This is a genomic window from Rhizobium mongolense USDA 1844, from assembly GCF_000419765.1.
GTDB classification, from domain to species: domain Bacteria; phylum Pseudomonadota; class Alphaproteobacteria; order Rhizobiales; family Rhizobiaceae; genus Rhizobium; species Rhizobium mongolense.
Window position 1 is genome coordinate 1 of the sequence record NZ_ATTQ01000061.1, and the last position, 10,501, is coordinate 10,501.

Genomic DNA, 10,501 nt, shown 5'->3' on the forward strand with positions numbered 1-10,501 from the left:
CGATCGCGCTGATCGATGAAAACATGCCGGTCATCGTGATCGCCCCAAGTGATCGGTTCTTCGATAAGACCGTCTCTAACATGCAAGAAGTGGCCGCCCGGGGTGGTCGCATCATTCTCATCACCGATGAGAGGGGAGCGGCGATGTCCAAACTCGACACGATGCACCGCATCGTGCTGCCTAACGTCGAGGAGATTATCGCGCCGATGATCTTCTCGCTGCCGCTACAGCTTCTTGCCTATCACGCGGCGGTCTTCATGGGCACAGATATAGACCAGCCGCGTAATCTCGCCAAATCGGTGACCGTCGAATGATTGTGACGCTTTCATAGCTGGCTCGGAAAACGCCAACACCTTTGTATTTAGAAATCAACGCTCGGATAGAGATCCAGATGACGAAAATTGCTCGGTGCAATTTAGGGAAACTCGCGGTCGCCGTAACCGTGGCAATCGCCATCCTTAATTCGGCAGGTCGGGCGATTGCGCAGATTAAACATGGCAGCCCGATCGAGCTTGCTCAAGCCGACGTCAGCACCGCCGTCCGGCAGGACATCGTAAACGAAGTTCGTATAGCCGGCTCTCTCACGCCCGTTCGACGTTCGACACTGACATCTCGGGTATCCTCGACAATCATTGAGCTGCCCGTGCAGATCGGAGACGTGGTCAAAGCCGGCGACCTCCTCGTCCGTTTTGAAACGGAAGCTCTCGGATCGGCCGTGACGGCGCGAAAAGCAGAGGTGGATGCCCTTAATGCACAGATCGAACTCGCTGAGTCGGTGTTTAAGCGAAACACGACGCTGGGTGAACGAGGCGCGGCATCGGAGGCGACGAGGCTTGCAGCGCGGGCCAACGTGCTCAATCTTCGCGCGCAGCTCAGATCGAAACAGGCCGAGGTCGCAGATACCGAACGATCGCTCTCCTATGCGGAATTGCGCGCCGAGTTCGATGGCATCATTGCTGCGCGTCCGGTGGAACAGGGACAGACCGTGCCGCTGAACACTGAAATGATGACTATTGTCGAGCTCAACCGGATGGAAGTTGACGCCGGGGTTCCCACAAGCCGCATCCCGCTCGTTCGCCCCAAGCAGCCTGTAGAGCTGACAGTAGAGGGCTTTCCGGGCCGGACATTCCCTGGAGAGGTCGTCCGTATCTCGCCCACTGCGGTCGCCGGATCCCGTGCCGTGCGGGTATTCATCGCGATAGATAACAACGACGGCCTGTTGCGAGGCGGGATGTTCACCACCGGCATCCTCAAAGTCGACGACCAGAAGGATGTCATAGCACTTCCGGCGGCCTCGATCCGGTATGACGCAGTTGGGCCTTTCGTTCTCAAGGTGGAACGAGGGGTTTTGCGCAGGCAACCTGTCGAGCTAGGCAGGAGTTGGAGCGACCGAAATCTTGTGCAGGTATCGGGAGTGAACGAGGGCGATGTTATCGTCAGCGCCCCCTTGCCCGATCTGGTCGCCGATACACGGGTGACCATCGAGGGAACCTGACGGATGTTTCTTACGCGTATCAGCGTCAACCATCCGGTCTTCGCCACAATGATGATGGTGACTATCCTTGTGCTTGGCCTGTTTTCATATGGCCGGCTCGGCGTCGATCACTACCCCGAGACCGACCTCCCGATCGTCGTGGTCGAGACCACCTACACCGGAGCGTCGCCGGTATCAGTCGAAAGCGAGATCTCACGGCCGATTGAATCGGCGCTCAACGCCATCGGCGGCATCGACAGCATTACCTCAGAGTCCTACGAAGGTCGTTCGGTCGTCGTGGTCGAGTTCGAACTCGATGTGGACTCACAGGTCGCGGCGCAGGAGGTGCGCGACAGGGTTGCGCGGCTCGAAGCGACGTTCCCCGACGGAGTCGATACCCCTCAGGTCACGCGCTTCAAACCGGACGGCCAGGCAATTCTCTCTGTCGCAGCATCCTCGTCGATCCGGACGCTGCGCGAAATCACCACGCTTGCCAATCGCGTGATCACTAATCGCCTGAGCGTCATATCCGGCGTCGGCCAGATTTCACTGGTTGGCGGCAGCGAGCGGCAGGTTCTCGTGGTCGTGGATCCTGATCGTTTAGAGGCTTATGGCGTCGGTGTCTCTACCGTCATGGATGCAATCCGACGCGAGAACCAGGATCGCGCGGCGGGAACGCTCATATCCGGTATCAACCAGCGGATCGTGACGGTCGAGGGCCGCATCGCGGATGCTTCAGGCTTCAACAGCATCATCATCGCTAATAGCGGCGGCTATCCCGTCTACCTCTCGGATGTGGCGACCGTTCTCGACACAGGTGCTGAAGTGACCAGTCTTGCAAACTATCAGAGCATGACAACTGTTGGGTTGCGTATCGTCAAGGTCCAGGGCGCGAACACGGTAGAGGTGGCGTCCGCACTTCGCAGGGAAATCTCTGCGTTGAACGCAGAACTGGCAAAGGAGAACGTCCGGCTCACCATCACACGTGACAACTCCCGCCCCATAGCCTCTCAGGTTTTCGAAGTTCAGCGAACGCTGATCGAAGGCGGTGTTCTGGCCGTGCTGATCGTGTTCGTGTTTTTGAACTCCTGGCGATCCACGGTCATCACCGGCCTTACGCTCCCCATTTCAGTCATCGGCACATTCGCGACCATCTACGCTCTAGGCTTCACGCTGAACATCATGACGCTGATGGCACTCTCCCTGTCGATCGGTATTCTCATCGACGACGCGATAGTCGTTCGTGAAAACATCACCCGCCATCTCCAGATGGGCAAGGATCATGTCAGGGCGGCGCTCGATGGCACCAACGAGATTGGCCTTGCCGTGCTGTCGACTACACTGTGCATTGTCGCTGTGTTTCTGCCTGTCGCCTTCATGGGCGGGCTGATTGGTCGCTTCTTCCTGCAGTTTGGCGTTACTGTCGCCGTGGCCGTGGTAATTTCGCTCTTTGTGTCCTTTACCCTCGATCCGATGCTGTCGAGCGTTTGGTACGACCCCCAATCTCAAAAGAGTGCCAAGCGAGGTTTCTTCGGTCGGATGATTGAGCGATTCGATCAATGGTTCGAGAGTCTCGCGAGCCGGTATCGCTCTGTCATTCACTGGTCATTCGACCATCGGAAAACGACGATTGCTATTGTCGTCGCCATGTTCGTTGCCAGCCTGCTGCTTGTGCCGCGCATCGGTACTGAGTTTTTGCCGCCAGCCGACCAGGGGGAAGTGAGCATATCGCTCGAAGCCAACGAAGGCGCTTCCCTCGATTATATGGCCGCGAAGGTCGGCCAGGTCGAACGAGTGCTGCGGGATTTCGATTATATCTCCTCGACGTATTCCACTATCAATTCCGGCGAATTGCGCGGCTTCAACCAGGCTATTGTGGCCGTGCAACTTGTGCCCAGCGATCAACGGAGGCTGACGACGGCGGAGACCATTAATCCCATCCGTCAGCGGCTTGCCACGATCGCAGGCCTGGAGATCTCCGTCGGACAGCCTTCCGGACCGGGCGGATCGTTAAAGCCGCTGCAACTCTCGGTCCTCGGGGATGGTGACGAGGAGCTGCGACGTATCTCCGATCACATCACCTCGGCGCTCGCGGCTATCCCAGGCGCGATCGAAATCGAATCTTCGATTGAAAATGTCCAACCAACGCTGGCTGTCCGGGTACGCCGTGAGGCGGCCAGCGATCTGGGCGTGTCGATTGCAACGATCGGCGATACGCTCAAGCCTCTCGTCGCGGGCGATGCTATATCCGTATGGAACGCCCCCGACGGAGAGCCCCATGATGTCGTGGTGCGGCTGCCCCCGACCGCCCGGCGAGATGCCGCACAGCTCCGTAATCTCATAATCTCGACCGGCCGTACGGACGACAATGGTAAGCCGATAACCGTCTTGCTGGATCAGGTCGCCGACGTCGTCGAGAGCACCGCGCCTGATGTGATCACCCGCAAGGATCTGTCCCGGGAGGTTCGCATATCTAGTCATATTGACGGAAGGGCGTCGGGCGACGTTGCGGCCGATCTGAACGCCGCGATCGCAAAGATGGATATCCCGTTGGGGTTTCGCATATCATTCGGCGGTGACGCGGAGAACCTCGCCGAGAGCACCGCCTATGCATTCCAGTCGCTGGTGCTAGCCGTAATCTTCATCTACATCATCCTGGCTTCTCAGTTCAGCTCCTTCATCCAGCCAATCGCCATCATTATGACATTGCCGCTATCCTTGATAGGCGTCCTGCTTGGCCTTCTGTTTACGGGCTCGACGCTCAACATGTTCTCGATGATAGGCTTCATCATGCTGATGGGGTTGGTGACCAAGAACGCGATCCTTCTCGTCGACTACTCCAATCGAGGCGTTCGGGAAGGCAAGAGTCTGCGTCAGAGCCTTGCTGATGCCGGAGCGGCAAGGCTCCGGCCGATCGTAATGACAACCCTCGCCATGATTTTCGGTATGCTCCCGACCGCCTTGGGCTTGGGCGAAGGCGGCGCGCAGCGCGCCCCGATGGCCCATGCGGTCATCGGCGGGTTGATATCCTCGACCCTCCTCAGTTTGGTCTTTGTGCCTGTCATACTAACTTATCTCAACGACATTGCCCGGCGCCTCAAACGCTGGCTGACTCATCCTACAGAGACGAATGCCGCGGCTCAGCACCTCGACTTCGATAAGGGTAAAAGTCCTATCAGCTCTGTCCCAAGCGATCATACTGCGACGACACGGATGGGACGTCAGTTCGAGACAGAAAGTAAGTGAGGTCGCATGCATGAAATTTCCCTCGCGGACGCGCCGAGGCTTGTTGGCCAGGAACTCGGGACATCCAAATGGATCACCGTCGATCAAACGATGATCAACCTCTTCGCCGATGCGACCCAGGACCATCAATTCATTCACGTGGACCCGGAGCGCGCAGCGGCCGAAAGCCCGTTCGGCGGCACGATCGCTCATGGATTCCTGACACTTTCGCTTCTGTCGGTGATGTACTTCAGCGGTTTGCCGAAGATCCGCGAACAGACCATGGGCCTCAATTACGGCTTCGACCGCGTCCGCTTCATGTCGCCGGTCAAAACCGGCAGCCGTGTGCGTGGCAGCTTCGTGCTGTCGGATTGCCGCTTTCGCGGCGCCAGCATGCTGGTGACCACCTACGAAGTGACGGTCGAGATCGAGAACGAGAATAAGCCGGCACTCACTGCCAATTGGATCGCTATCGTTCAGTTCGATCCCAAGGACCGGCCCACAGGCGTTTGACATCGCCCGTGGCTTAGCACCCCTCCGGCGAAGAATTCAATTACCACATCTCTTGCGCTGGTTGAACCTGCTCGCCCACCTCGCTCGAAACGATCAACATCGTTTTGGCGATCGTAAAAAGGAACTTCGGTACAGGCAGTCGTGACGCGAGGCCGAGATCGGTCGGAGAACGGATTCTCAAGGCCAGCCGCTATTGTTCAGATGATTTGCGGCGCGACCTATCCCGTGCTCGCGAAATAGCCGCAGCGCTACACCATTACGGCTGTTCGAAAGCAGATGCTTATTCTGCCCGAAAAGAACATCCGGAATCAAGCCTCCGTGAGCACGTGCCTGCGGCAATGGCGCGCGAAGGCGCTGCGCTAGCGGAGAGGATCATGCGACGTTTCTCGAACATCGATCTTGTGCTCATCCATGGTTACGGTTTCCCGCGCCTCGAGGGCGGTCCGATGTGGGCGTTACGGGATGCGACATGTGTTCAAGCTCTGGAGAGTGCGCGACGTCCCCGGGCGATCTGATATCGGATCGGAACGCCGGGGCCGCGAACCGGACATAATGTGACATTCAAGCGGCTTGAGCGGCAATGTGCTTTCGGCACGAGCGCAACACCATGCCGCTTCCGACAAGATTGATGATCGATTCGGTCCTTTCCCCAAGAATGGCCGTTTGAGAGAATTCATCAGGCGCAGCATAGGAACAGAGGTTGCTGTTTCGCGGGGTCGCGTAAATTTATAAACCCGATGTCGCCGGCCGTGTCAGTCGGTTTGGCGATGGCCAATGTCCGGCTGCACGTCATCGGTCGGACCGTGTTCCTGCCTCTGCTGCCGTCGCGGTGACACCAGCCGAGCAAGAAGTTTCCAGGGAGACGCCATTTTATTCGACCTCGAATTCTACTCGGCATTCAGGCTGCGAGCAAAAACGTTGGCGGCGGAACGAACCGCCGCCAAGATATCCATCACGATAAGTATAAGAATGCGGCCAGCGCTTGGCCGAATGCTGTTGATCAACCGAGATTGAGCCGCTTTCGCAGATCCGCATTTTCAGCACGGAGCTTCTCGGCCAGAAGCTTGCGCAGTCTCTGGTTTTCCTCTTCGAGCTGCAGAAGATCCGCAAACTCATCAACTGCCGCCACCGACGGTGCAGTCGCTGCCTCTACAACCTTCGGAGAACGTTTGACAGGCGCACGTTTGCCGCTTGTCGCACCTTCGTCCGACTTCGCCTTGCGTCCTCTCTTCTGCTTTCCAACTGCAGCATTCGAAGCCTCTGCCGGTTGCGCCGAAACTGCGGTTGAGGCCGTTTCAGGCATCGCCTTCCTAGTGCGAGGTTTGCGCTCCTTCTTCGGTACATCAGGTGCCGCTACGGCCGGCGTGTCAGTATCAGTCATCGCATTGTTTTCGTCGGCCATTATGGTCTCCTGTAAAGCCGATGCATTTGTCTCCTGCTCAATCGGCAGTGTCAACAACGCCGCGGCCTGTTCTTCTCCAGCGAAGGACATCTCGCTGCTGCTAGCCTGAGAAGCTCCCGGCAGGACTGGCATTGCCTCGTCCTGCAGATCTTGCGCAACGGACTTGAGATCCATGTCTCCCCAGATCGAGGTCGGATTAGAATTCACTTTTCGCCGACCAGATCTGTACTCGACGGTAAAGCTGCGCTGGACTTTTTTCACTTTCAGAGGCCCTTGGGTGTGTCTGCGGTGATGTTTCGGCGACGTCTTCAGCATCGCAACATGCCCTGCAAATAGCAACCACCGCGCCGCCGGTCTAGTCCCTTGAATACTCAGCGGGCAACGCGAGCCTAACTAAGACTCGTCCGCTTAAGGTCAGCGTCGTCAATTTCCATTCGGGCGCTTTCGCACCTCCGGCGCACAAAGCGCCTGCCGGCTCGATCATCGATTGTAGATGGGCAATTAGCTGCGGTTGCCGCTCTTGAAAGGAATTGAACCAGCGACCTGTTGATACTAGATTGTGCTGCGCCGAGATAGAAAAAGCCGATTTTGCTCCAGAACCCCGGATTGCCCGCTTTGGCATGAATCAGCTTCGGATCTTGACGAGTGCTTCAGCGACAGCTGCGGCATCGAATTAGGTGGCCGGCCCCGTGGTTTAACTGAGCTTGCTGATCTGCGCGATGATATCGCCAGTGACAGCATCGCCCCGGATGACGGGCCGCTACTGCTTTTGCGATAAGCCCGTCCCGATCAGGAAGCTGATGCGCCAAACCATGGTATCGAAGGTCGTTAATCCTGTGGTGGAAATCAGAAAGCGCCGTGGCCGAAATCCAGAATCCGCAGGGCGTAATGTGCTTGCCCGCGTTTCAATGCGCACGTAACAAGCTAGGCGGGCGTACGACGACAAGTCGCCGGCGCCAAGATCCTTGAGAAGCTTCAGCACCCGGCCTCTCACGTGAGGCGCCGGATCCGTGCACCTGTGCGTCGTTGAGCTGATCTTCTGTCGAAACGCGGGCGTATCCCACAAGAAAACCGGAGCAACGCTTGATCGTTGCTCCGGCCCATTCTCTCTCCTCAGCGGGCGAACCTATCTCCTTTGGCTGAGCGCTGATGGCTTCGATCTCGACCTTCGCGACTTTAGGCAGTGCCTTGACTTAGTGTGCTGCCGGCAGACGAAAGAGCACGCTGCTTGATGGGGTCATCTCGCGCCCGGAACAGGATGAAGATCGTCGTCGCGCTCGCGGCTTCGCTGTGCCGCCATTTGCGCCTCGATCGTCTTCAGCTCCGGGTTATGGTCCTGCTGTGGCTGCCTTGCCCGCATCGGCTGCGATTCCGCCTCCTGGATCGGCCGCTCTCGCACCAGGCGGGAAAAGTCCGACCGGCAGTTAAGGTGATTTCCTTGGCCATCCTGGGAGATCCCGGCAAACCGGCACATCAGCGGCCCGGCCCACGCCGGGTCGGCCCACCATGGTGGGGCAAACCCGTAGGTCTTCAGCGCTGGACGGCCCTAGTTGTCAGGATCTCCTCGAGAGCGACTTGAACGATATGGGTGCCGCACCGTCGCTCTCAGCATAGAAGTTTTGATCTGATGTGGTGGACGGCCGTCGCGCCTGGCACCGCAAAGTGCCAAAGCGCAGCTGGTCGTTTACCAGGGTCTTTTACCCGCTCCGGAGCGCGACACGGGCGGCACTCCCACTTCCTTGAGCAACCGGGTCGCGCCGTCGATCTTGTCCATGGTCCAGAGGATGAAGCGACTATCGACATGAATGCTGCGGGTGCGGTCCGCGATGGGGCCGCCCAATCCGAGATAACGCCCTCGAGGACACCGTCGAAGACGAGACCCACGAACTCGCCGCGCCCGTTCAGTGTCGCCGGACCGCTATTGCTGTTTGTTATGTCGACCGTGGATATGTAGTTGACCGGCAACGTCCCCAGCGCCGGCGCGACATAGGGGCCATAATCCTTAGCCCGGATTGCAGCAATGGCGGCATCCGGCGCATCAATAGCTATGTGCTGGTCGATTCTGCTTGGCGCTTGGACGACGCTGAAACAGGAGAATTGCGGCGTACCTACTCGCCCGAGAGGGTGGGCGAAAAAATCCGGTTCCGAGGCGCGAAAGCCGTAGGCGGGAGGGTACTTGCGACCAGAGGCTTTCACCTTCCCCGGACTTGCAAATCAAGAGTCACACCGCAACGTTTCCTTGGCGGCGCACCGGTCGATTTGCTCCTGCTCCGCCCGGAAAGTGGAGTGACGGGGCAGTTCAGAATCACATCGCTTTTGCTCGGCGCCCCGTTGACAAGACGTCGCCAGGTATCTCAATCTCGGTCACTGTCCAATCGACCGACCTTAGCTCGGGAGTTAAGGGCGACGCATTCCTCTTTTCACTGCTTTATGGGCCATCGAAATCATTCCGTACTCCTCCAATAATTGCCAGGTCAGACCTCATAATCGATGCGACTGCATCACCCGGAGTTTCGCGGTTGCTCGCCGACTGTTGCAAGAGGGCTGAGAAGCCGCTCATTTCAGTGTTCGGCACTTTGTCTCTAAAAGGAGGCGTCGTCGCTACCCGAAATCGGGCTGTCCGACATGCCGCGAGTTTGCCTACCAGAAGGGCGTTATCGAAAAAGCGCCCTCTGGCTTGAGGCAGCCTCCGGGATGCGCGGAGCCAACATTCACGGGCGCTTCGTTCGATCGTCAGGAATTGTCCCTCGAGTCGGTACGGCTGGCCGTGGACGTCCTTTCGCACCCGGACGAGCTTAAAGCGTCGGTCATCCACACTCTGTCCCTGCACGATGGTGTTGGACGACTGCCACCCATTTGAAGGGTGGATGAACTCCAGCCCGCGACCGAATGGGGATGCGATTCGTATGGCTCTCGAGGGCGGTGTGGGACGAGATATGTCTCGATGCGGACCGCTGGTACGATAAAGAGACTGGCGGCACCTTCATGGGATATTGGGCGGAAAGCAATGCCGCCGTCGTCACGGCGATGATCCTAGGCGGCCCGAACGGAGTCCGTCCGCCTTTCTTCCGGACCAGCGCTGGCAACATGGAGAGATCGCCAGTCATTATGAACAGTCGGGCAGGCTGGACACATATCTTGGCGACTGGCACACGCACCCGGGCGCCGTCTCCGGCAGCCTAAGGTGGAAAGACAGAGGGTGCCTGAAGAGGATCGTCAGAACCCCGTCAGCGCGAAATCCTACTCCTATCATGATGCTCATGTGTGGCGGTCCAGGGTATTGCACTCGTGGGTAGCCCACATGGCGCGTCAGCTTCTCTTTTTCGAACTTCGTTCCGAGGATAAAGCTGCCGTTGAAGTATATGACTGACGCTCGGATGAGTGCCAGCATTCGCTGATTGTAGGGCATCAAACAAATAGCGCCTGGGTGTGATGCTCTCGGCTCGCGAAAAAACCTGACTTCAATCCTTGATCCGCCCGATGGCTGTCCTTATCTTCGGGGCGTGTTAGCACTCGATTAACGTGAGTGCTAACAGCTAGCCATCGGATCGCTTAGATCCGCAATGACATTTGATCGAGGGACCAGAAATGGCAAACATCAATTTCCGACCGCTGCACGACCGCATTGCCGTCCGCCGCGTCGAGTCTGACGAAAAGTCCAAGGGCGGCATCATCATTCCCGATACCGCCAAGGAAAAGCCGCAGGAAGGCGAAATCGTCGCCGTCGGCTCCGGCGCTCGTGACGAGTCCGGCAAGGTCGTCGCTCCCGACGTCAAGGCTGGCGACCGCGTCCTGTTCGGCAAGTGGTCCGGCACTGAAGTCAAGATCAACGGCGAAGACCTTCTGATCATGAAGGAAGCCGACATCATGGGCATCATCGGCTGATC

8 protein-coding genes and 4 pseudogenes are annotated in these 10,501 nt (G+C 58.1%); 6 read left to right on the forward strand and 6 right to left on the reverse strand.

What is annotated here, in order from left to right; genetic code table 11:
• The 5 genes from A3C3_RS40800 to A3C3_RS45845 all read left to right on the forward strand — a co-directional run.
• Positions 1–314: SIS domain-containing protein (locus A3C3_RS40800; RefSeq protein WP_028740326.1), on the forward strand; the 314-nt coding region annotated here is incomplete at its 5' end.
• A 77-nt stretch (positions 315–391) separates the two neighbouring features.
• Entirely contained in the window at positions 392–1,495 is a 1,104-nt protein-coding gene (locus A3C3_RS0136475; protein ID WP_028740314.1) for an efflux RND transporter periplasmic adaptor subunit, read from the forward strand.
• A gap of 3 nt (positions 1,496–1,498) precedes the next feature.
• The gene (locus tag A3C3_RS0136480) at positions 1,499–4,720 is read left to right on the forward strand and encodes an efflux RND transporter permease subunit (RefSeq protein ID WP_022719405.1); all 3,222 of its coding nucleotides are present in this window, start codon (positions 1,499–1,501) and stop codon (positions 4,718–4,720) included.
• A 6-nt stretch (positions 4,721–4,726) separates the two neighbouring features.
• A complete protein-coding gene (locus tag A3C3_RS0136485; protein WP_022719406.1) occupies positions 4,727–5,212 on the forward strand; it encodes a MaoC family dehydratase in 486 nt (161 codons plus the stop codon).
• Positions 5,213–5,586: 374 nt separating this feature from the next.
• Complete coding sequence (locus A3C3_RS45845; RefSeq protein WP_156890808.1) at positions 5,587–5,727, forward strand: hypothetical protein; 141 nt, start codon at positions 5,587–5,589, stop codon at positions 5,725–5,727.
• Positions 5,728–6,212: 485 nt separating this feature from the next.
• On the opposite strand, the gene A3C3_RS0136495 is transcribed toward A3C3_RS45845, so the two are convergent.
• From A3C3_RS0136495 to A3C3_RS48925, 6 genes and pseudogenes are all read right to left on the reverse strand, one after another.
• Positions 6,213–6,875: a transcriptional regulator gene (locus tag A3C3_RS0136495; RefSeq protein ID WP_028740315.1), complete on the reverse strand. Its 663-nt coding sequence runs from the start codon at positions 6,873–6,875 to the stop codon at positions 6,213–6,215.
• Positions 6,876–7,239: 364 nt separating this feature from the next.
• Positions 7,240–7,440, reverse strand: a pseudogene (locus A3C3_RS48355) (UPF0149 family protein); the annotation flags it as partial.
• Positions 7,441–7,539: 99 nt separating this feature from the next.
• Positions 7,540–7,702: pseudogene (locus A3C3_RS48910) on the reverse strand (recombinase family protein); the annotation flags it as partial.
• A gap of 149 nt (positions 7,703–7,851) precedes the next feature.
• A pseudogene (locus A3C3_RS48915) lies at positions 7,852–8,061 on the reverse strand (hypothetical protein); the annotation flags it as partial.
• 237 nt (positions 8,062–8,298) lie between these two features.
• The gene (locus A3C3_RS48920) at positions 8,299–8,454 is read right to left on the reverse strand and encodes a S46 family peptidase (protein ID WP_281419256.1); all 156 of its coding nucleotides are present in this window, start codon (positions 8,452–8,454) and stop codon (positions 8,299–8,301) included.
• Positions 8,455–8,507: 53 nt separating this feature from the next.
• Positions 8,508–8,810, reverse strand: a pseudogene (locus A3C3_RS48925) (S46 family peptidase); the annotation flags it as partial.
• Positions 8,811–10,202: 1,392 nt separating this feature from the next.
• On the opposite strand from A3C3_RS48925, the gene A3C3_RS0136510 reads away from it, so the two are divergent.
• On the forward strand, positions 10,203–10,499 hold the full coding sequence (locus A3C3_RS0136510) for a co-chaperone GroES (RefSeq protein ID WP_022719411.1): 297 nt from the start codon (positions 10,203–10,205) through the stop codon (positions 10,497–10,499).
• Positions 10,500–10,501 lie beyond the last annotated feature (2 nt).